The 21,469-nt window shown below is 67.5% G+C and carries 16 protein-coding genes; 10 read left to right on the top strand and 6 right to left on the bottom strand.

The genetic code is table 11. The features are described from left to right. Positions 1-13: 13 nt before the first annotated feature. The 3 genes from rpsR to rpsF all read right to left on the bottom strand — a co-directional run bounded on the left by rpsR (position 14) and on the right by rpsF (position 1,290). Complete coding sequence (gene rpsR / locus ACFYQA_RS03520; protein WP_003949403.1) at positions 14-250, bottom strand: 30S ribosomal protein S18; 237 nt, start codon at positions 248-250, stop codon at positions 14-16. A gap of 42 nt (positions 251-292) precedes the next feature. Beyond that, on the bottom strand, positions 293-922 hold the full coding sequence (locus tag ACFYQA_RS03515) for a single-stranded DNA-binding protein (protein ID WP_388910912.1): 630 nt from the start codon (positions 920-922) through the stop codon (positions 293-295). A gap of 77 nt (positions 923-999) precedes the next feature. Then, complete coding sequence (gene rpsF / locus ACFYQA_RS03510) at positions 1,000-1,290, bottom strand: 30S ribosomal protein S6 (protein ID WP_055571119.1); 291 nt, start codon at positions 1,288-1,290, stop codon at positions 1,000-1,002. Between the two features lie 318 nt (positions 1,291-1,608). Here rpsF and ACFYQA_RS03505 point away from each other — a divergent pair, with 318 nt between their 5' ends. From ACFYQA_RS03505 to ACFYQA_RS03495, 3 genes are all read left to right on the top strand, one after another. Continuing rightward, complete coding sequence (locus tag ACFYQA_RS03505; protein ID WP_386394064.1) at positions 1,609-1,923, top strand: hypothetical protein; 315 nt, start codon at positions 1,609-1,611, stop codon at positions 1,921-1,923. A 164-nt stretch (positions 1,924-2,087) separates the two neighbouring features. Continuing rightward, on the top strand, positions 2,088-3,209 hold the full coding sequence (femX, locus tag ACFYQA_RS03500; protein ID WP_388910908.1) for a peptidoglycan bridge formation glycyltransferase FemX: 1,122 nt from the start codon (positions 2,088-2,090) through the stop codon (positions 3,207-3,209). A gap of 91 nt (positions 3,210-3,300) precedes the next feature. After that, a complete protein-coding gene (locus ACFYQA_RS03495) occupies positions 3,301-4,332 on the top strand; it encodes an alanine racemase (protein WP_381366010.1) in 1,032 nt (343 codons plus the stop codon). A gap of 201 nt (positions 4,333-4,533) precedes the next feature. Here ACFYQA_RS03495 and ACFYQA_RS03490 read toward each other — a convergent pair whose 3' ends face one another. After that, positions 4,534-6,042, bottom strand: a complete 1,509-nt coding sequence (locus tag ACFYQA_RS03490) for a glycosyltransferase family 87 protein (RefSeq protein WP_388911107.1) — start codon at positions 6,040-6,042, stop codon at positions 4,534-4,536. Positions 6,043-6,141: 99 nt separating this feature from the next. Beyond that, positions 6,142-8,838 (bottom strand): transglycosylase domain-containing protein, encoded by a 2,697-nt coding sequence (locus tag ACFYQA_RS03485; protein ID WP_388910905.1) that lies wholly within the window; start codon positions 8,836-8,838, stop codon positions 6,142-6,144. A 397-nt stretch (positions 8,839-9,235) separates the two neighbouring features. On the opposite strand from ACFYQA_RS03485, the gene ACFYQA_RS03480 reads away from it, so the two are divergent. From ACFYQA_RS03480 to ACFYQA_RS03465, 4 genes are all read left to right on the top strand, one after another. Further along, a complete protein-coding gene (locus ACFYQA_RS03480; protein WP_386394057.1) occupies positions 9,236-9,919 on the top strand; it encodes a helix-turn-helix transcriptional regulator in 684 nt (227 codons plus the stop codon). Between the two features lie 43 nt (positions 9,920-9,962). Beyond that, positions 9,963-11,045 (top strand): inositol-3-phosphate synthase, encoded by a 1,083-nt coding sequence (locus tag ACFYQA_RS03475; protein ID WP_388910902.1) that lies wholly within the window; start codon positions 9,963-9,965, stop codon positions 11,043-11,045. 97 nt (positions 11,046-11,142) lie between these two features. Beyond that, positions 11,143-12,408, top strand: a complete 1,266-nt coding sequence (locus tag ACFYQA_RS03470) for an MFS transporter (RefSeq protein ID WP_388910900.1) — start codon at positions 11,143-11,145, stop codon at positions 12,406-12,408. Between the two features lie 124 nt (positions 12,409-12,532). Then, entirely contained in the window at positions 12,533-13,036 is a 504-nt protein-coding gene (locus ACFYQA_RS03465) for a hypothetical protein (protein WP_388910897.1), read from the top strand. A 101-nt stretch (positions 13,037-13,137) separates the two neighbouring features. On the opposite strand, the gene ACFYQA_RS03460 is transcribed toward ACFYQA_RS03465, so the two are convergent. After that, on the bottom strand, positions 13,138-14,604 hold the full coding sequence (locus tag ACFYQA_RS03460) for a CCA tRNA nucleotidyltransferase (RefSeq protein ID WP_388910894.1): 1,467 nt from the start codon (positions 14,602-14,604) through the stop codon (positions 13,138-13,140). A gap of 249 nt (positions 14,605-14,853) precedes the next feature. Between ACFYQA_RS03460 and ACFYQA_RS03455 the strand changes: the two genes are divergently transcribed. The 3 genes from ACFYQA_RS03455 (at position 14,854) to ACFYQA_RS03445 (ending at position 21,441) form a co-directional block, all read left to right on the top strand. Beyond that, on the top strand, positions 14,854-17,283 hold the full coding sequence (locus tag ACFYQA_RS03455) for a DUF6049 family protein (RefSeq protein WP_388910892.1): 2,430 nt from the start codon (positions 14,854-14,856) through the stop codon (positions 17,281-17,283). Between the two features lie 45 nt (positions 17,284-17,328). Then, complete coding sequence (murJ, locus tag ACFYQA_RS03450; protein WP_388910890.1) at positions 17,329-19,575, top strand: murein biosynthesis integral membrane protein MurJ; 2,247 nt, start codon at positions 17,329-17,331, stop codon at positions 19,573-19,575. Between the two features lie 141 nt (positions 19,576-19,716). After that, positions 19,717-21,441, top strand: a complete 1,725-nt coding sequence (locus ACFYQA_RS03445) for a protein kinase family protein (RefSeq protein ID WP_388910887.1) — start codon at positions 19,717-19,719, stop codon at positions 21,439-21,441. Positions 21,442-21,469 lie beyond the last annotated feature (28 nt).

Below are 21,469 nucleotides of genomic sequence, written 5' to 3'. Positions count from 1 at the left end.
GGTCACCCTTCCCTTATCGCGCGGTGGAGGTGTAGGGCAGCAGCGCCATCTCACGGCTGTTCTTGACAGCCGTGGCGACGTCACGCTGGTGCTGGGTGCAGTTACCGGTCACGCGACGGGCACGGATCTTGCCGCGGTCGGAAATGAACTTCCGCAGCATGTTCGTGTCCTTGTAGTCCACGTACGTGACCTTGTCCTTGCAGAATGCGCAGACCTTCTTCTTCGGCTTGCGCACAGGCGGCTTCGCCATGATGTATCTCCTGTGTGATCAAGAAGTGTGGTGCGGCCCCACCTAGAAGGGGGGCTCGTCCGAGTAGCCGCCACCGCCGCCACCGCTGCCGCCGGAGCCTCCGCCCCAGCCGCCGCCACTCTGGCCGCCGCCACTCTGGCCGCCGCCACTCTGGCCGCCGCCACCCTGCTGGCCGCCGGCGGGAGCGCCGGATGCCCAGGGGTCGTCGGCCGGAGCGCCGCCACCCTGCTGGCCGCCGCCGGAGCCTCCGCCCCAGCCGCCACCACCCTGGTTGCCGCCACCGCTGTAACCACCCTGGCCACCGCGGCCGGTGGTCTTGGTGACCTTGGCCGTGGCGTTGCGCAGGCTGGCACCGACTTCCTCGACGTCCAGTTCGTAGACCGTGCGCTTGACGCCCTCACGGTCCTCGTAGGACCGCTGCTTCAGCCGGCCCTGCACGACGACGCGCATGCCTCGCTGGAGCGACTCGGCGACGTTCTCCGCCGCCTGACGCCAGACCGAGCAGGTCAGGAACAGGCTCTCGCCGTCCTTCCACTCGTTCGTCTGGCGGTCGAAGGTGCGGGGAGTCGACGCGACACGGAACTTCGCGACGGCCGCACCGGACGGGGTGAAGCGCAGCTCGGGGTCATCGACAAGGTTGCCGACGACCGTGATGACGGTCTCGCCTGCCATGGGGGAACCTCTCGGCGGGTTTGCTGCTGGCTGCTTGTGCTGCTACTCGGGTCCCGGGACCAGCTGAGCGGAAGAGCTCAGTGGTTCTCGGGGCGGAGGACCTTGGTCCGGAGGACCGACTCGTTCAGGTTCATCTGGCGGTCGAGCTCCTTGACGACCGCAGGCTCGGCCTGCAGATCGATGACCGAGTAGATGCCCTCGGGCTTCTTCTTGATCTCGTACGAGAGACGACGACGCCCCCAGGTATCGATCTTCTCGACCTTTCCGCCGCCATCCCTGACGACAGAAAGGAAGTTCTCGATCAGCGGGGAGACTGCACGCTCCTCGAGATCGGGGTCGAGGATGACCATCACCTCGTAGTGACGCATGTGGAACCCACCTCCTTTGGACTCAGCGGCCACGGTCGTTCCGTGGCAGGAGGGTCGTGATGCGTTGCGCAACGATGCCTGTCAGTAGAACAGCCGCCACTGACAATCGAGGTCGGGTGGCGGTTTCTCCAGATCGGCCGGGACAGACCCGTGGTCCTGTCCTGAACGTGACTGGATCCGTCCGGACAGACACCGGTGCAGAGGGTACAGAGTACCCGCACAGCGGCTTCCGGTTGAAATCCGGCCCGGAAGCCCGGCAGTCTGTACACATCGGGTGTGTACGGCGCTACGATGCGCCGCCTTTCGCAGGAGGTGCCCATGGCACAGGCATTGCGACCCAACACCGCCGGAGGTCTTTTCGCCACGGACGACAAGCCCCACCCAGTCCAGAGAGCCCTGCTCGCGGTAACCCTGGTGCTGGGGCTCACGTCCCTCGTCACCGCGCTGTTCCACCATCTGCACCTGCTCAGCTCCTGGGCCGGCCTGGCGGGAATCCTCACCGGCGCGTACGGCCAGTGGATCTCGGAGACGACGCGGGAGCGCTTCGGCCTGATCCTGGGGCTGGGCGCCGCAGCAATCGGTTTCTTCCTCGGCATGTCACACGGCGGCCTGTTCGGCGGGGTCATCGACTGACACCGGGCGCCTCCTCCCGCATACCGTGGAGCGCCCCGGCCCGTGACGGGCCGGGGCGCAGGTCCCGTGCGCCCAACCAGGGCGCACCCACGGCGCAGTAGGCTTCGCGCGAGAGCCGGAGCCCCTGAACCCATGGGGACACACCAGCCCGAGGAGCGCCCCGAATGAGCCTGACCCTGAGGACCATCAGCCGAGAGCAGCATCTGGCATATATCCAGAGCCTGCCGTCGGCGAGCCACATGCAGGTCCCTGCCTGGTCGGACGTCAAGGCGGAATGGCGCGCGGAGAACCTCGGATGGTTCGACGACCGCACCGGCGAGATGGTCGGCGCCGGCCTCGTCCTCTACCGGCAGCTCCCCAAGATCAAGCGCTACCTGGCCTATCTCCCCGAAGGACCGGTCATCAACTGGTTCGCGCCAAATCTTCAGGAGTGGATCGAGCCGATGCTCGCCCACCTGAAGCAGCAGGGCGCGTTCTCGGTGAAGATGGGCCCGCCGGTGGTCATCCGGCGCTGGGAGGCGACGACCATCAAGAAGGGCATCCAGGACCCGGACGTGAAGCGTCTGCGCGATCTGGAGGCCGACTTCATCGAGCCCCGTGCCTTCGAGGTCGCCGACAAGCTGCGCCGTATGGGATGGCAGCAGGGCGAGGACGGCGGAGCCGGTTTCGGCGACGTACAGCCCCGCTACGTCTACCAGGTGCCGCTGGCGAACCGCTCCCTGGAAGAGGTCCACAAGAACTTCAACCAGTTGTGGCGCCGTAACATCAAGAAGGCCGAGAAGGCTGGTGTCGAGGTCGTCCAGGGCAGTTACAACGACCTGGAGGAGTGGCAGCGGCTGTACGAGATCACCGCCGTGCGCGACCGCTTCCGGCCGCGCCCGCTGTCGTACTTCCAGCGCATGTGGACCGCCCTCAACACCGAGGACCCCAACCGCATGCGGCTGTACTTCTCCCGGCACAACGGCGTCAATCTGTCGGCGGCTACGATGCTGATCGTCGGCGGTCACGTCTGGTACTCCTACGGCGCGTCCGACAACATCGGCCGTGAGGTCCGGCCTTCGAACGCGATGCAGTGGCGGATGCTGCGCGACGCCTACGCGCTCGGCGCCACCGTCTACGACCTGCGCGGCATCTCCGACTCGCTGGACGAGACCGACCATCTCTTCGGACTGATCCAGTTCAAGGTGGGCACGGGCGGCCAGGCCGCCGAGTACCTCGGCGAGTGGGACTTCCCGCTGAACAAACTGCTCCACAAGGCGCTCGACATCTACATGTCGCGCCGCTGACCCCGGCTCCGCGCACAACTCGCTCCACCAGTCCCCACAGCTCTCGACCCTCCGACATACCGCAGCCACGAGAAAGGTTCCAGGTCCGGCCATGGCGCTCACGCTTTACGTCGACACCGCGCGCTGGCGGGCGCATCACAAGCACGTGCAGCAGCAGTTCCCGGGACTCGTCCCGGTCTGCAAGGGCAACGGCTACGGCTTCGGACACGGGCGGCTGGCCGAGGAGGCCACCCGGCTGGGCTCGGACGTCCTCGCCGTCGGCACGACGTACGAGGCTGCCCGGATCAAGGACTGGTTCGGCGGCGATCTGCTCGTGCTGACGCCGTACCGGCGCGGCGAGGAACCCGTCCCGCTGCCCGACCGGGTCATCCGCTCTGTTTCGTCGATCGACGGCGTGTACGGCCTGGTCGGTGCCCGGGTGGTCATCGAGGTGATGTCCTCGATGAAGCGGCACGGCGTCAGCGAGCAGGATCTGCCTCAGCTGCACTCCGCCATAGAGAACGTCCGGCTCGAGGGTTTCGCCATCCATCTGCCCCTGGACCGCACCGACGGCTCGGACGCCGTCGAGGAGGTCATCGGCTGGATGGACCGACTGCGAGCAGCCCGCCTCCCCCTGCACACCATGTTCGTCAGCCACCTCAAGGCCGAGGAACTCGCCCGGCTGCAGCAGCAGTTCCCGCAGACGCGGTTCCGCGCCCGGATCGGCACGCGGCTGTGGCTGGGCGACCACGAGGCCACCGAATACCGCGGTGCCGTCCTGGACGTCACGCGCATAGCCAAGGGCGAGAGGTTCGGCTACCGGCAGCAGAAGGCCGCGTCAGACGGCTTCCTGGTGGTCGTGGCGGGGGGCACGTCGCACGGGGTGGGCCTGGAGGCCCCCAAGGCTCTGCACGGCGTCATGCCGCGCGCCAAGGGCGTTGCCCGCGCCGGACTGGCCACGGTGAACAGGAACCTCTCTCCGTTCGTCTGGGCCGGCAAGCAGCGCTGGTTCGCCGAACCGCCGCACATGCAGGTGTCGATCCTGTTCGTGCCCTCGGACGCGCCGGAACCGCAGGTCGGTGAGGAGCTGGTGGCCCACCTGCGGCACACCACCACGCAGTTCGACCGGATCCTCGACCGCTGAGCGGCACAAGGCGCGGATAAGGCGGAGCAGGCGAGGGAGACAGAGCCTGCGGAGGAGACAGAAGCAGCGCCTGAGCAGGCGCCGGAACAACGAGAAGGGCCGTACACGGTGCTCCCGTGCACGGCCCTTCCCTCGTGCCTTCACCAGCGTCCGGGGTGACCTGCCATCGGACCGGCCACCTGCCCGGCCGCGGTCGTTCGCTCAGAGCGAACCGCCCGTGGCATCGGCCTTGCCCCAATCGCTCTGCGGCCCGTCGAAGTGCACGGTGTCCCGAGCGGGCCGAGCAGCGGGACCGAGCACGAAGGCGTCCTCCGCTCCGTTCAGCACCCCGCCCGAGGGATCGTCGTCACCTGACCTGCGCACCGGGTCCCGGTCCGGCATCAGGATGTCGCGCACGATCATGACGCACAGGTAGAGCGTCCCGAGCAGATGCAGACCGATGGTCCAGTGGTAGCCGTCGGCGGGCAGTCCCTTGTGGGCGTCTCCACTGGTCGTGTACGCGAGGTACATCCAGATGCCGAGGAAGTAGGCCACCTCGCAGGCCTGCCAGATCAGGAAGTCCCGCCACTTCGGCCGGGCCAGGACGGCCAGGGGCACCAGCCACAGGACGTACTGGGGCGAGTAGACCTTGTTGGTGAGGATGAACGCGGCGACGACCAGGAAGGCGAGCTGCGCGAAGCGTGGTCGGTGGGGAGCCGCAAGGGCCAGCGCGGCGACGCCCGCGCAGCACAGCAGCATCAGCAGCGTGGCAAGGGTGTTGACGGTCTCGGTACTGAGCGGGTCGGACGAGTTCTGGGCGATGATCAACCAGAAGGAGCCGAAGTCGACGCCCCGCTCCTGGCTGAACGTGTAGAACTTCGACCAGCCGTCGAAAGCGAAGAGCATCACCGGCCCGTTCACCACGGCCCAGGCGACGACGGCACCACCCAGGGCCTTCCCGAACTCCCGCCAACGTCCGACACGCCAGCACAGCACCAGCAGCGGCCCCAGAAGGAGCACGGGGTACAGCTTGGCGGCTGTGGCCAGCCCCAGGAGGATTCCGAAGGCAAGAGGCCGGCTACGCGACCACATGAGCATCGCGGCAGCCGTCAGCGCGACCGCCAGCAGGTCCCAGTTGATGGTCGCGGTCAGAGCGAAGGCCGGCGCCAGGGCGACCAGCAGGCCGTCCCAGGGACGCCGGGCGTGCGTACGGGTCACGCAGACGGCGATGACGGCCGCGCACACCATGAGCATCCCGGCATTGACCATCCAGTACCACTGCTCCTGGTCCTGGATGCTCCCGCTGCCGGGGGTGAGCCAGGACGCGACCTCCATGAACACACCGGTCAGCACCGGGTATTCGAGGTACTGCATGTCGCCGGGGAGCTGGTCGAAGTAGGGTACGAGGCCATCGGCGAAGCCCCGCCCCTGGTAGAGGTGCGGGATGTCCGAGTAGCACGCGTGGGTGTACTGGGAGCCAGCGCCGAAGAACCACGCGCCGTTGTAACAGGGCGCCTTCTGGACCAGGCCGAGGGTGAACATACCGATCGCCACGAGCGCGATCACCCGGACCGGAGTCCACCAGGACGTCCCCAGCAGGGCACGCCGCCCGAGCGGACCGCCGATCAGCTCGCTGCCGGCCTTGGCGACCTCGTCCTCCCGGGTCGGCCCCACCAGATCCGGCTCACGGACGCTCGCTTGCGTCGATTCTCCACTGGGCATGCCGCACATCCTGCCGTACGTACCGGGGCCCATGCCGAGGGCCGCCGCACCCGAGGGGTACGACGGCCCATGTTTCACGTGAAACACCCAAGTCGGGCGAAAGCTCGGCTACCCGGCCGAGCCTCCGAAGAAACCACCGCTTCCGTTGCCGTTGCTGTTGCCCCGGCTGGTGTCTTCCTCTTCCGACTCCGAAGTCGACGGTGAACTGCTCACCCCGCCGTCCGTGCCACCGACGTCCGAGCCGCCCGGCCCGGTACCGCCCGTGTCGTCCTCGCCCTCGTCCTCACAGTTGAAGTCGAAGACTCTACAAGTGGCGGACTCAGTCGGCGTGGGGCGACTGGGCTCCGGCTCCGGCTCCGAAGTGCTCGGAGACGCCGACGGAGTCTCCTCCTCGGTCTCCGTGGGAGAGGGAGTCGCGGTCGGCGACGGAGTGTCGTTGACGATCTCGCCGATGGGCTTCGGGGTCGGGAAGGGCAGGGCCTTCTGGTCCTTCAGCGCGACCTCCATGTAGTCGGCCCAGATCTCGGACGGGAACGAAGCACCGTGGATCTTGTCCTGGTCGCCCGTGCCGTACATCTCCAGGAACTGGCGGTTCTTGATGCTCTCGTCATCGGGGTACCGGAACATGCTGATCGCCGTGGACAACTGCGGGGTGTAGCCGACGAACCAGGCGGACTTGTTGCCGTCCGTGGTACCGGTCTTGCCGGCCACCTCGCGGCCCTCGAGCTGGGCGTTGGTACCGGTTCCGTCCTCGACGACGGTCTTCAGGACGTCCGTGACGTTGTCGGCGACCAGAGCGGTGAACGCCTGCTCGGTCTGGGTCTTGTGGGTGAAGACCGTGCCGTCCTTGTCCGTCACCTTCTTGACCGAGAACGGATCACGCTGCTCGCCACTGGCCGCGAAGGTGGCGTACGAACCCGCCATGCGGATCGCACTGGGGTTGGAGGTACCGAGGGAGAACGACGGGTAGTTCGTTCCGGCGAGGCTGCTCTCCAGAAGTCCGGATTCCACCGCGGAGTCCTTCACCTTGTCCAGGCCGACATCCACGCCGAGCTGGACGAAGGCGGAGTTCACCGAGTACTGCATCGCCTCACGGAGATCGATCTTGTAGTCGGGCGCAGTGCCGAGTGACTCGTCGCCGTCATTGACCTGCTGCCACTGCTCGCCCTTCTCGTTCTGCCAGACCGAACCGTCGTATTCCTTGATCTTGAGCTTGTTCTTGCCGCTGTACAGGCTCTTCTCGGAGACCTGCGTCCGCTCGTCCTGAGCCTGCACCGGGTCCCCGTCGGGGTCCCGGACGCCCCACTTCATGGCGGCCGCCAGTACGTACGGCTTGAACGTCGAGCCGACCTGGGCACCGGTCGCGTCGGCGTTGTTGGTGAAGTGCTTGGTCGCGTCGGCACCGCCGTAGATGGCCTTGATCGCACCGGTCGCAGGATCCACCGAGGCCCCGCCGAACTGGACGTGGGCGTCCGTCTTCGGTCGCTCCTCGGGCTTGATGTTCTTCTTGTAGACCTTCGTGACCGACTTCTCGAGCGCCTCGACCTTCTTCTTGTCGAAGGTCGTGTAGATCGAGTAGCCGCCCTGTTCCAGCTTCCTGGCGGTAATACCGGTTTCCTCGCTGTTGTTGACGATGTACGCCTTGGCGAGGTCCACGAGGTAACCGATCTGCCCGCTCAGCGCGGTGTTCGACCGAGGGTTCTGCACCTTGGGCAGCTTGGTGTACTCGGCCCTTTTCGCGGGGTCCAGATGCCCGTACTCGACCATCTTTTCCAGCGTGTCCTGCATCTGGAGCAGGGCGCGTTGCCTGTTCTTCTCCGGAGTGGCGCCGACCGGGTCGATGGAGATCGCGCCGGCCGGGTCGTAGTAGGTGGCGCCCTTGAGGACCGCCGACAGGAAGGCGCACTCGCCCTCGTCGAGCTCGAATGCGGGCTTGTCGAAGTACGCCTGGGCAGCCGCCTGGATCCCGTATGCCCCACGCCCGTAGTACGCGGAGTTCAGGTAGCCCTCGAGGATCTCGTCCTTGTCCATGTCGGTGCCGACCTTGATCGAGACGAACATCTCCTTGACCTTGCGGGAGAGCGTCTGCGACTGGTCGTCCAGCATGGCGTTCTTGACGTACTGCTGGGTGATCGTGGACCCGCCCTGCGTCTCGCCGCCCGTGGCCATGTTGAGCACGGCGCGGGCGATGCCCCTGGGGTCGATGCCGGTGTCCTGGCGGAAGGTCTTGTTCTCCTGGGAGATGACCGCGTTCTGCATCGCCTTGGGAATCTTCTCGAGGTTGACGATCTGGCGGTTGCGCTCACCACCCGTCGCGACCATCTGCGTATCGTCGGACCAGTAGTAGACGTTGTTCTGCGCCGTGGCGGTCTCGGCAATGACGGGCACACCCACCAGCGCGTACCCGATTCCCGCGGCGGCCACCATGCTGCCGAAGAACGCGATGCACAGCCCGGTGACGAACTTCCAGGACGGCATCCAACGGCGCCAGCCGTACTTGTCGTGGCGCGGATAGTCGATGATCCGCTTCTTGTCAGGAGGCGCCGACCGCCCCCGGCCGGGCCCGGTGGAACCGGCCCGGCGGCCCCCGCCTCTCTGTGCCCCGCGTCGTGCTTCGGCGCGGCTTCCATAGGCATGGTCCTCACCACCCGAGTCGCGGGAGTCCGACCCATAGGAATCGGACGGAGACCCGGTGGCGCCTCGCGGTGCCGCGCGGCGGCCGGAGGACGAGCCGGACTGGCCGCGTCGGGCCGCGGCACGTCCGCCTCCCTGCGGCTGCTGCGGTTTGCGACGGTGCTCGCTCATCGAACGACTACTCCTCGGGCAGGCGCATTCTCGCGCGCCTGGAAACGGCAACTGGTTTCCGGTCCCCCCGAAGTACGGATGCGGTGGGTCCCGCATTCATCCCGTACTGCACCAGGGACAAGGACGCCCCCACGCGCAACTCGGTTCCCGGTGTTGTGCATGGCGCACAGACTACGCACCGCCAAAACCCGCCGAGCACAGAAGTTCAGCTCAAATCAGGCAACTTGCTCGCTTTGAATCACGGATGTGACCCCGTTCACCACACCCCCCCTTGCCCCGGAAGCAAGGCCGTTCTATCGTCGTGATGTATCGAGTCGATACATCAGCTCGGCATAAGGATGGCGATGAGCCACCCGAGAAACCGTCAAGGCACGACCGCGGCAGAGAGGAGGCGACGATGAGCCGGCGTTCCGGGATCCTCGAGTTCGCCGTCCTCGGCCTGCTCCGCGAGTCCCCCATGCACGGCTATGAGCTGCGCAAACGACTCAACACGTCACTGGGTGTGTTCCGTGCCTTCAGCTACGGAACGCTCTACCCCTGCCTCAAGACGCTGGTCGCCAACGGCTGGTTGATCGAGGAACCGGGGAACACCACCGAGGACGCCCTCGCCGCTCCGCTCACAGGCCGCCGCGCCAAGATCGTCTACAGGTTGACGGCCGACGGCAAGGAGCACTTCGAACAGCTGCTCTCCCAGACGGGCCCCGACGCGTACGAGGACGAGACCTTCGCTGCGCGGTTCGCCTTCTTCGGACAGACCTCACGCGACGTCCGCATGCGTGTACTGGAAGGCCGCCGCAGCCGGCTGGAGGAGCGCCTGGAGAAAATGCGCGCTTCGCTGGCCCGGACCAGGGAGCGTCTCGACGACTACACGCTCGAGCTCCAGCGCCACGGGATGGAGTCCGTGGAGCGGGAAGTGCGCTGGCTGAACGAGCTCATCGAGAGCGAGCGGGCCGGACAGGACCTGAAGGGTCCCGCCTCCGGGGCACCCCCTCGACAGAACACCACATCTGGAACGTCGGGCGACCTGCCCCGGCCCGGGGACAACCCCCGGGCCGGTTCGCCCGACGACACCGCCACGTGAGTCCCGCTCAGGGCCTCACTCGTACACACAGGGAGCAACCGGAATGGGTTCGGTTCGCGTAGCCGTCGTCGGCGTGGGCAACTGCGCCGCGTCGCTGGTGCAGGGCGTCGAGTACTACAAGGACGCCGACGCGGCGTCCAAGGTGCCGGGCCTGATGCACGTTCAGTTCGGCGATTACCACGTCAGCGACGTCGAGTTCGTCGCCGCTTTCGACGTGGACGCCAAGAAGGTCGGCCTCGACCTCGCTGACGCCATCGGCGCCTCCGAGAACAACACCATCAAGATCTGCGACGTCCCCAGTACCGGTGTGACGGTCCAGCGCGGCCACACCCTCGACGGTCTCGGCAAGTACTACCAGGCCACCATCGAGGAGTCCGCCGAGGAGCCGGTCGACATCGTCCAGGTCCTCAAGGACAAGCAGGTCGACGTCCTGGTCTGCTACCTGCCCGTCGGTTCCGAGGACGCGGCGAAGTTCTACGCCCAGTGCTCCATCGACGCCAAGGTCGCCTTCGTCAACGCCCTCCCGGTGTTCATCGCCGGCACCAAGGAGTGGGCGGACAAGTTCACCGAGGCCGGTGTGCCGATCGTCGGTGACGACATCAAGTCCCAGGTCGGCGCCACCATCACGCACCGCGTCATGGCGAAGCTGTTCGAGGACCGCGGTGTCGTCCTGGACCGCACGATGCAGCTGAACGTCGGCGGCAACATGGACTTCAAGAACATGCTCGAGCGGGAGCGCCTGGAGTCCAAGAAGATCTCCAAGACTCAGGCCGTCACCTCCCAGATCCCCGACCGGGACCTCGGCGAGAAGAACGTCCACATCGGCCCGTCCGACTACGTCCCGTGGCTGGACGACCGCAAGTGGGCCTACGTGCGTCTCGAGGGCCGCGCGTTCGGTGACGTCCCGCTCAGCCTGGAGTACAAGCTCGAGGTCTGGGACTCCCCGAACTCCGCCGGTGTCATCATCGACGCCCTGCGTGCCGCGAAGATCGCCAAGGACCGCGGCATCGGCGGTCCCATCCTGTCGGCCTCCTCGTACTTCATGAAGTCCCCCCCGGTGCAGTACTTCGACGACGAGGCCCGCGTAAACGTCGAGAAGTTCATCGCGGGTGAGATCGAGAGCTAGGACCCACCTCCTGAGGGTGAGGACCTGATGTGCGGGTGATCGAGGGTCCCCGGGGCGTATGTCCCGGGGACCCTCCCCGTATGTGAGGCTGTGCCCCATGGCCGTCGTCCGTGACCTGCGCGTCCTGCTGCGTTTTCAGGGCTTCAGACGCCTGCTCACCGTCCGGCTGCTCTCCCAGGGTGCCGATGGCGTCTTCCAGGTCGCACTCGCCTCCTACGTGGTCTTCTCACCGGAGAAGCAGACGTCGGCCGTGGCGATCGCCTCCGCGATGGCGATCCTGCTGCTCCCCTACTCCCTGGTCGGCCCCTTCGCCGGGGCCCTGCTCGACCGCTGGCGTCGCCGCCAGGTCTTCCTGTACGGCAACCTGCTGCGCGCACTGATGGCGTCGGTGACCGCCGTCCTGATTCTCGGCCAGGCCCCGGACTGGCTTCTCTTCGCCTCCGCCTTGTGCGTGACCGCCGTCAACCGTTTCGTCCTCGCCGGCCTTTCCGCCGCACTGCCGCGCGTGGTGGACTCCGAGCGGCTGGTCGTCGCCAATTCCCTCTCCCCGACCGCCGGAACGCTCGCCGCGACCGCGGGCGGCGGACTCGCCTTCCTCGTATGCCTGGTCGTCTCCGACTCCGATGCGGCCGTGGTGCTCGTGGGCGCGGCGCTGTACCTGTGCGCGGCTCTGGCATCACTGCGCATCGCGAAGGAGGTGCTGGGACCCGACCGGACACTGGTGCAGCCGGGGCTGGTCACCGCGGCACTCACCGGCACCGCTCACGATCTGCTGGCAGGCCTGCGTCACCTGGCAGCGCCCTCGCGCAGGGAAGCCGCCTGGGCGCTCGCCGCGATGTCCCTGATGAGGTTCTGCTACGGCGCCATGCTCGTCATGCTGCTGATGCTGTGCCGGTACGCCCTGACCGACACCACGGAGGAGGGGCTCGCCCTTCTGGGCCTGGCGTTGGGCGTGTCCGGTGCCGGTTTCTTCGTCGCTGCCGTCGTGACCCCCTGGGCCGCGGGGCGGTTCGGGCCCGGCCACTGGATCATGCTGTGCTCGGCGGCCGCCGCGGTCCTGGAGCCTGCTTTCGGCCTGCCCTTCGCCAGTGGCCCCCTGCTGATCGGGGCATTCGTCCTGGGCCTGACCACCCAGGGCGCGAAAATCGCCACGGACACCATCGTCCAGTCCTCCGTTGACGACGCCTTCCGTGGCCGGATCTTCTCCCTCTACGACGTTCTGTTCAACGTGGCCTTCGTCGGTGCCGCCGCAGTGGCTGCCCTGATGCTGCCACCGGACGGCCGATCGGTCCCTCTCGTGGTAACAATCGCCGTTATCTACGGGGCAGTAGCTGTGGCTATCAGCCGTTTTGAGCGGCAGTAAGTGTCACATCAATGCCACAGAGATCTCACACGGGAGGACGTTGTCAGTGGCGCCCGGTACCTTACGTGCATCTGATCAACGCGTAATTCACGCCACGCATTCGTGTTCCAGGGGGGACCTCCAAGTGACCACTCCGCCACCTCAGGGCAACCCGTATGCCCAGGGCCAGCAGCAGCCTCAGGGCCAGAACCCCTTCGCCCAGGGCCAGCCGGGCTTTCCCCAGCAGGCCGGTCAGCCTGGATTCCCCCCGCAGGGTGCCCCCGTCCCCCCGGAGCAGCCCCGCCGCAAAATCGGCTTCAAGGCGATCAAGAACATCGTCATCGTCGTGGTGCTCGCCGGTGCGGCCATCGGCGCCTTCATCTCCAGCCGGGACGACGCCAACACCGCGGCAGTCGGTGACTGCATGCACCGTGGCAGCACCAGTGACGACAATCCCGACCTCGAGGTCGTCGACTGCAACTCCTCGGACGCTCAGTACGAGGTATTGGCCAAGATCGACGGTTCATTCCTCTCCGACACTCTGGCTTCCAGCAAGTGTGAGGCCGAAGCCAGGGACTTCCAGTACGTGTACACCCAGAGTGGCGACGGCAAGGACTTCCTGCTCTGCCTGAAGGACTACAAGAAGTAAGGCAAACGCACGGAGGGGCGGTGTTTCACGTGAAACACCGCCCCTCCGTGCATCCTGAGCCGGGTCATGTTTCACGTGAAACATGACCCGGCTCCACGCTCTCAGCCCTGCTGTCCGGCCCACCACTCCTTGAGGGCCGCCACCGCCGCGTCGTATTCCATCGGGCCGTTCTCCAGACGCAGTTCCAGCATGTGCTTGTATGCCTGACCGACGGCCGGCCCGGGGCTGACGCCTAGGGCCTCCATGATCTGGTTCCCGTCGAGGTCCGGACGGATGGCGTCCAGCTCCTCCTGCTCCTGAAGCTTCGCAATCCGCTCCTCCAGACCGTCGTACGCACGCGAGAGGGCGGTCGCCCTGCGACGGTTGCGTGTCGTGCAGTCCGAGCGGGTCAGCTTATGGAGCCGGCCCAGGAGCGGCCCCGCGTCGCGGACGTAACGGCGGACGGCGGAGTCCGTCCACTCTCCCGTGCCGTAGCCGTGGAACCTCAGATGAAGCTCGACCAGGCGCGAGATGTCCTTCACCAAATCGTTGGAGTATTTGAGAGCCGTCAGGCGCTTTTTCGTCATCTTCGCCCCCACCACCTCGTGGTGATGGAACGAGACCCGGCCGTCGTTCTCGAAGCGGCGCGTACGCGGCTTACCGATGTCGTGCAGCAGAGCCGCCAGGCGGAGAGTCAGGTCGGGGCCGTCGTCCTCCAGGGCCATCGCCTGCTCCAGGACGATCAACGTGTGTTCGTAGACGTCCTTGTGCCGGTGGTGTTCATCACTCTCCAGACGCAGGGCCGGCAGTTCGGGCAGGACATGGTCGGCAAGCCCGGTGTCGACGAGCAAGGTCAGCCCCTTGCGGGGGCATGCGGACAGAACCAGTTTGTTCAGCTCGTCCCGTACCCGTTCGGCGGAGACGATCTCGATACGTCCGGCCATCTCCCGCAAGGCCGCGACCACCTCAGGAGCCACCTCGAAATCGAGCTGAGCGGCGAAGCGCGCGGCCCGCATCATCCGCAACGGATCGTCCGAGAAGGAGGCCTCGGGGGTGCCCGGCGTACGCAGCACACCTGCCGCCAGATCGCCCAGACCACCGTGCGGATCGATGAACTCCTTCTCGGGCAGCGCGACGGCCATCGCGTTCACAGTGAAGTCACGCCGGACGAGGTCCTCCTCGATGGAGTCGCCGTACGCCACCTCAGGCTTGCGTGACGTGCGGTCGTACGCTTCCGAGCGGTAGGTCGTCACTTCGATCTGAAAGCTTCGATCAACATCTCCGACGCGGGCCTCCTTCTGTGCCCCGACAGTGCCGAAGGCGATACCCACTTCCCAGACGGCGTCCGCCCACGGGCGGACGATCTTCAGAACGTCCTGCGGGCGGGCGTCGGTGGTGAAGTCCAGGTCATTACCGAGCCGGCCAAGCAGCGCGTCCCGGACCGAGCCGCCGACCAGAGCGAGTGAGAACCCGGCCTCCCGGAAGCGGCGGGCAAGGTCGTCGGCGACCGGGGCGACTCGCAGCAGTTCGTTCACCGCTCGGTCCTGCACCTGGCTCAGGGCACTGGTTCGTTCGTTGGCGTTCGGCACAACAGAAAAGGGTACGTGGCTCGGGCGGCCGGAAGCTCCTCCATTGATCTGCCCGGTCCCCTCCCACAGCCCGCTCACAGGACCAGCGCCCTGGACAGGGGAAGCGCCCCCTTATACAGCCACATACAGGACAGTGCGGTAGCTGAACCGATCTTGCGGACCGGTCCGCGGCACTCAGCCTCACCGGGCATCGTTACCATGCGTGGACGCACATACGACGACCACTGACCACGAGGGACGGGCGAGCACGTGGCCGAGGCGGCAGACTTCCAGGGGATGCATCCCTCACCTGCCCGCCACTGGCTGCGGCGCACCGGCATCCTGTTCGCCGGAGTCCCCCTGCTGACGGGGTTGCTCCAGTGGCCCGCTGTGCCTTCGGCGGCCGCCGCCGCAGGGAGCTCCGCGCAGGCCGCCTCCGGCGCGGGCTCCGTCTCCGTCTCCGTGAACTCGCTCACGCCCGGCGCCCCCGGCGAGGACGACACCATCACGGTGTCCGGCACGGTGACCAACAAGGGCAGGCAAGCGGTCACCGACGCCCACATCGGGCTGCGTGTGGGTCCCCTGCTGAACACCCGCTCCGGGATCGAAAGCGTCGCCCGGGCCGGCGACAACATCCAGAGCGTCATCGGCCCGGAGGTCGATGACAAGTACGCCCAGAAGTACGCCGAGCTCACACCTGGTGTCTCGCAGCGCTTCAGCATCTCCGTACCGGCGGACGAACTGAGCCTGGGGGAGAACGGCGTCTACCAATTGGCCGTGGCCCTCACCGGGCAGACCGCCGCGCAGCCCTGGGAACAGACCCTCGGTGTCCGGCGGACGCTCCTGCCGTGGCAGCCCGATGACGTCGACACGAAGACGAGCACGACATTCCTGTGGCCCCTGATCTCCACGGTCCACACGACGGCAGAGACGGGCTCCAACGAGCAGCAGACCCCGGTCCTCCGTGACGACGACCTGGCCAAGGAGATCGCCCCTGGCGGCCGCCTGGACCGGATGGTGGCACTGGGCAAGAACCTCGACATCACCTGGGTGATCGATCCGGATCTGCTGGCATCCGTCGACGCGATGACCGAGAGCTACGAGGTCCAGGGCTCGGGTGACACCACCACGGCCGGCGGCCACCAGGCCGCCGCCAAGCGGTGGCTCGCCAACGTGCAGAGCGCGGTGAAGGGCAAGGAGGTCGTCGCGCTGCCCTTCGGCGATCCGGATCTGGCCTCCCTCGCCCACAACGGCACCTCGGTCACCGGCTCCCTGAGCCACCTCAAAGAAGCCACGGACGTCATCGTCAACACGGTGGAGCCGATCCTCCACGTGAAACCGACCACGGACTTCGCCTGGCCCGTCAACGGGGCGGTGGACCCCTCCATCGTCAAGGTCGCCACCTCCGCAGGAGCCGACAAGGTGATCGCCCGCAGCGACAACTTCCGGGAGACCGGCGACCTGTCGTACACGCCCTCGGCCGCCCGCCCCATCGGCGGCGGCACCACGGCGATCGTCGCGGACGCCCAGTTGTCCACCGTGTTCCAGGGCGACATGACCAAGGCTTCCACGTCCACGCTCGCCGTGCAGCGGTTCCTGGCCCAGAGCCTGGCCCTGGGCCTCCAGACCGGCCGGCAGCGCAGCGTCGTCGTCGCCCCGCAGCGCACCCCCACCGCCAGCCAGGCCCAGACGATGGCCGAGGCGCTGAAGGCCCTCCAGGACGAGGACTGGTCTGAGTCCGAGAACCTCACCGCTGCCGCGAAGGCCGAACCGGACCCTGCCGCCACCACCAGGGTCCCCTCGGCCGCCTCGTACCCCTCCTCACTGCGCAAGCAGGAGCTGCCACGGTCCGCGTTCGAGCAGATCGCGAGGACCCAGGACAAACTCAACACGTTCAAGGTGATCCTCTCGGACCCGTCCCGGGTCGTGACCCCGTTCGGCCGGGCCCTGAACCGCGGAATGTCCGTCTCCTGGCGCGGCCGGATCGCCGAGGCCGCCACCTACCGCAGCGGCGTCGAGGCGTACCTCGACGGACTCCTCGACCAGGTGAAACTGATCGACAAGTCGGAGACGAAGCTCTCCGGCCGCAGCGCCACCATCCCCGTAACTGTCCAGAACAACCTGGTGCAGGGCGTCGAGAACCTGACGCTGCGGCTCACCTCGACCAACCCGACCCGCCTCGAGATCGGCGGCGACGCCTACGAGGAGCAGCCGATCACCGTCTCCGGCGGGCACAGCCAGTCGGTGAAGTTCACCACGTCCGCCAACGCCAACGGCCGGGCCACGGTGATCGCCCAGCTGTACACGCAGGACGGCCAGAAGTACGGCGAGCCCGTCACCTTCGACGTCAAGGTCACCGAGATCACCGCCACGGTGATGCTGGTCATCGGCGGCGGCGTGCTGCTGCTCGTCCTCGCCGGCTTCCGGATGTACACGCAACGCAAGCGTGCCTCGGCCCGCGAGGCCCAGGAAGCCCAGAAGCAGAACCGCCTGGAGGACGAGGGCACCGACGACGGCCCGCAGAACCCGGACACCCTTGCGGAACGTCCTACCAAGAAGCCGGAGAGCGGCCCTGAGACGAAGGAACCGGAAGCCGGCTCGGAGGAGACGGACGACCCTGAGCAGCCGAGTGACCCGGTACCGGACACCGCACCGGGAAACGCAGACCCGTCCGGCACGGGTGAGAGAGTGGACCGTTGAGTATGTCGTGGCCGGTGGGCCCGGGACGATGAGGTGGGGTAAACCATGAACGCGCCGTACGACGGTGACCGCGGCCATGCCGCGGGCGACTCGGGCCATCCCGAGTCGGACCCCCAGGGGGGCCCGCCGCCCGGTCACGACCAGGCGCCGCAGCCGCCCGCGGACATGTACCTCCAGGACGCCTACGATCAGGACCCCTACCGGGCGCAGGACATCGCCGCCCAGGACCCGGTCGCCGAGGCCCTGTACGACCGCGCGGCACATCCCCCGCCCCCACCGGACACATACTCCCCTCAGCAACCGCTGTACGGGCAGCCTCCCCGGTCGCCCTACGCGCCCGACCCCCGAGTGTGGGCCCAGACCCCCGCGCCGGAGCCGGATGGCCCGTCCCAGCGCCTCCCGTACGGTGACGACCCGCGCACGACGCAGTTCGTGGGCGTGGACGACCTGGTCGGCCAGGTCGGGGAGCAGCGTCATGAGTCCGACGCCTTCGCCCACCTCTTCCTCGACCAGCAACAGGGCGGGGGGCACCCCGGCCGGCCCTACGAATCCGCACCCGACCCGGCCTCCGCGGCCCCCGGCCACTACGCGGGCGCCACGCCGCCTCCGGTCGCCGAGGCTTCCGTGCCGGAACCGGCTACCGCGGCGCCCGCGAAGAAGGGCGGCCGGGCCGGAGGGCTGCTGAAGTCCAGCGCCGTGATGGCGGCGGGCACGATGGTGTCCCGCCTCACGGGCTTCATCCGGTCCGCGCTGATCGTCTCGGCGCTCGGTCTGGGCCTCCTCGGCGACTCGTTCCAGGTCGCCTACCAGTTGCCGACCATGATCTACATCCTCACCGTCGGCGGCGGCCTCAACTCCGTCTTCGTGCCGCAGCTCGTCCGTTCCATGAAGGACGACGCCGACGGCGGCATCGCGTACGCCAACCGGCTGCTGACCCTTGTGATGGTGGCCCTGGCCGCGCTCACCGCCGCCGCATGGCTCGCCGCGCCGCTCCTCGTGCGGGCGCTGTCGAACCCGGTCGCCTCCGACCCCGCGGCCAACGAGGTCGCCGTCACCTTCACCCGCTACTTCCTGCCCTCGATCTTCTTCATGGGCGTGCACGTGGTGATGGGGCAGATCCTCAACGCGCGTGGGCGGTTCGGCGCGATGATGTGGACGCCGGTCCTCAACAACATCGTCATCATCGTGACGCTCGGTACGTTCATCTACGTCTACGGCACCGCCGCCGACTCACAGATGACCGTCACGAGCATCCCGCCGGAAGGCCAGCGTCTTCTCGGCATCGGTGTCCTGCTCGGCCTCATCGTCCAGGCCTTGGCCATGATCCCGTACCTGCGCGAGACGGGATTCCGTCTCCGCCTGCGCTTCGACTGGAGGGGTCACGGGCTGGGCAAGGCGGCGAAGCTCGCCAAGTGGACCATCCTGTTCGTACTCGCCAACCAGGCGGGCGCGCTGGTGGTGACCCAGCTGTCCACCGCCGCCACCCTGAACTCCGACGTCCAGGGCACCGGCTTCGCCGCCTACGCAAACGCCCAGCTGATCTGGGGCCTGCCCCAGGCCATCATCACCGTCTCTCTGATGGCCGCGCTGCTACCCCGCATCTCCCGTTCGGCGGCAGAGGACGATGGCGGCGCCGTCCGGGACGACATCTCCCAGGGCCTGCGCACCACGGCCGTCGCGATCGTGCCGATCTCCTTCGGCTTCATCGCGCTCGGCATCCCGATGTGCACCCTGATCTTCGGCTCCTCGGGCACCGGCGCAGCGACCAACATGGGCTACATGCTGATGGCCTTCGGCCTCGGCCTGATTCCCTACTCCGTGCAGTACGTCGTCCTGCGTGCCTTCTACGCCTACGAGGACACCCGCACTCCCTTCTACAACACGGTCATCGTGGCCGCGGTCAACGCGGTCGCCTCGGTGGTCTGCTACTTCGTCCTCCCCGCCCGCTGGGCCGTGGTCGGCATGGCCGCCTCGTACGGTGTGGCCTACGCGGCCGGCGTCGGTATCGCCTGGCGCCGGCTGCGCACGAAGCTGGGCGGAGACCTGGACGGCGCCCGGGTCCTGCGGACTTACGCCCGGCTGTGCATCGCCTCGGTTCCGGCCGCGCTCCTCGCCGGTGCGGTCTGCTACGGCATCGGGCGCACCCTCGGTCAGGGCGTCGGCGGTTCCTTCGCCGCACTGCTGGCCGGTGGAGCCGTACTGCTCGGCGTCTTTTTCGTCGCCGCGCGCCGGATGCGCATTGTGGAGGTCAACTCGCTGGTCGGTATGGTCCGCGGACGCCTGGGACGCTGAGGCTCGGGTAGGCGCACAACCATCGCCGGCCCTTGTGTGTCGTGCATAGCGGCGGACTGTGGGCACAATTGGTTTCGGCGTCGGACGGCGCGCACAGGCCGTCGCCCGACGCGTACATGGATGGGGAGGCAGGGAACGACGGTGGCGGAACGGAGCACAGCTGCCGTCGACGTGGCAGACAACGGCGACGACCAGTCGCTGACCGCGCAGGCGGACCAGTCCACGGCCGACGGGGTGGCCAAGAACCAGGAGCAGGAAACGGACAGCGACGCGGCACAGGAGAACACCGGGATCGACGGTCCCGGAAAGACGCCGCCGCCCGAACTGCACAGCGGTCACAAGCTGGCCAGACGCTACCGCCTCGAGGAATGCGTCACCCGTCTGGACGGATTCAGCAGTTGGCGTGCCGTGGACGAGAAGCTTCGCCGCGCCGTCGGCGTGCACATCCTGCCCGCGGATCACTCACGGGCCCGCTCCGTCCTGGCCTCGGCCCGTTCCTCCGCCCTGCTGGGCGACCCGCGCTTCGTTCAGGTCCTGGACGCAGTCGAGGAGGACGACGTCGTCTACGTCGTCCATGAATGGCTCCCCGACGCGACCGAGTTGACCGCCCTCCTGGCGGCCGGCCCGTTGGAGGTGTACGACGCCTACCAGATGGCCAGTCAGATCTCCTCCGCCATGGCCGCGGCCCACCGCGAGGGACTCGCCCATCTGCGTCTGAACCCCAACGCGGTACTGCGCACCTCGACCGGCCAATGGCGTATCCGGGGCCTCGCGGTGAACGCGGCGTTGCGTGGCATCGACTCCGACACCCCGCAGCGCGCCGACACCGAGTCCATCGGTGCCCTGCTGTACGCGGCGCTCACTCAGCGCTGGCCGTACGAGAATGACGCCTACGGTCTGTCCGGGCTGCCGAAGGACATCGGTCTGATCCCGCCCGACCAGGTACGGGCCGGAGTTCACCGCGGCCTGTCCGAGCTCGCCATGCGCGCCCTGGCCAACGACGGGGCCACCGCGTCCCGCCATGAGTCCCCCTGCACCACACCGGAGGAACTGGTGAAGGCGATCGGCGAGATGCCCCGCATCCGCCCGCCGGAGCCCGCGTTCACCACTCCACCGGACTACCAGCGCACGACCTACCAGCAGGGCTCCTACGGGCGTCCGGCACCCCGGCCGGGCGCGCGCGTCACACAGCCGGTCCCTGCCCCACCGCCTCCGCTGCAGAGCCGTACCGGCAAGGTCCTGAAGTGGGCTGTTTCAGCACTGCTGATCGCCGCACTCGGTCTGGGCAGTTGGCAGCTTGCCGACGCCCTCATCGGCCAGGGCAGCAACGCGGACGACACCGACAAGACGCAGACGACGGACGGGAGCGACAAGAGCGGCACCAAGCCCAAGCCCGCCGCGCCGCTGACGATCCAGGGCGCCCAGGAATATGTCGCGTCGGGTGGGGCCCAGGCCCCGGGTGACGTCGCGAAGACGTACGACAACGACAGCGAGACCTACTGGCGGACCAAGAAGTACAACGGAGGCCCGGAGCTCGCTCCGTACAAGCCCGGCGTGGGCATCGTCTACGATCTCGGCTCGGCCAAGGAAATCTCGACGGCATCGATAGGGCTCCGCTACACCGGTGACCACACAACGGTGCATCTCTACGCCACGGACTCGCTGACGCCGTCGACCGGGGTCGACGGCATGAAGGAGATCGGAACCGGCACGACCAGTGCCGGGACGCTGAACGTGAAGGCGTCGGAGGCGGTGAAGACACGGTACGTGCTGCTGTGGATCACGGCCGTACCGAACGCCCCCGCCGACGGCTACAGCAGCGCCGGCTACAAGCAGGCCGTCACCGACCTGAAGTTCACCGGCTGACGTCTCGCCGAGTGAGGGGAGGGGCCCC

This window comes from Streptomyces sp. NPDC005774 (assembly GCF_042871645.1).
GTDB classification, from domain to species: domain Bacteria; phylum Actinomycetota; class Actinomycetes; order Streptomycetales; family Streptomycetaceae; genus Streptomyces; species Streptomyces pratens.
Note: the sequence above shows the minus strand (reverse complement) of the source record. Positions and strands in the feature narration are given on the sequence as shown.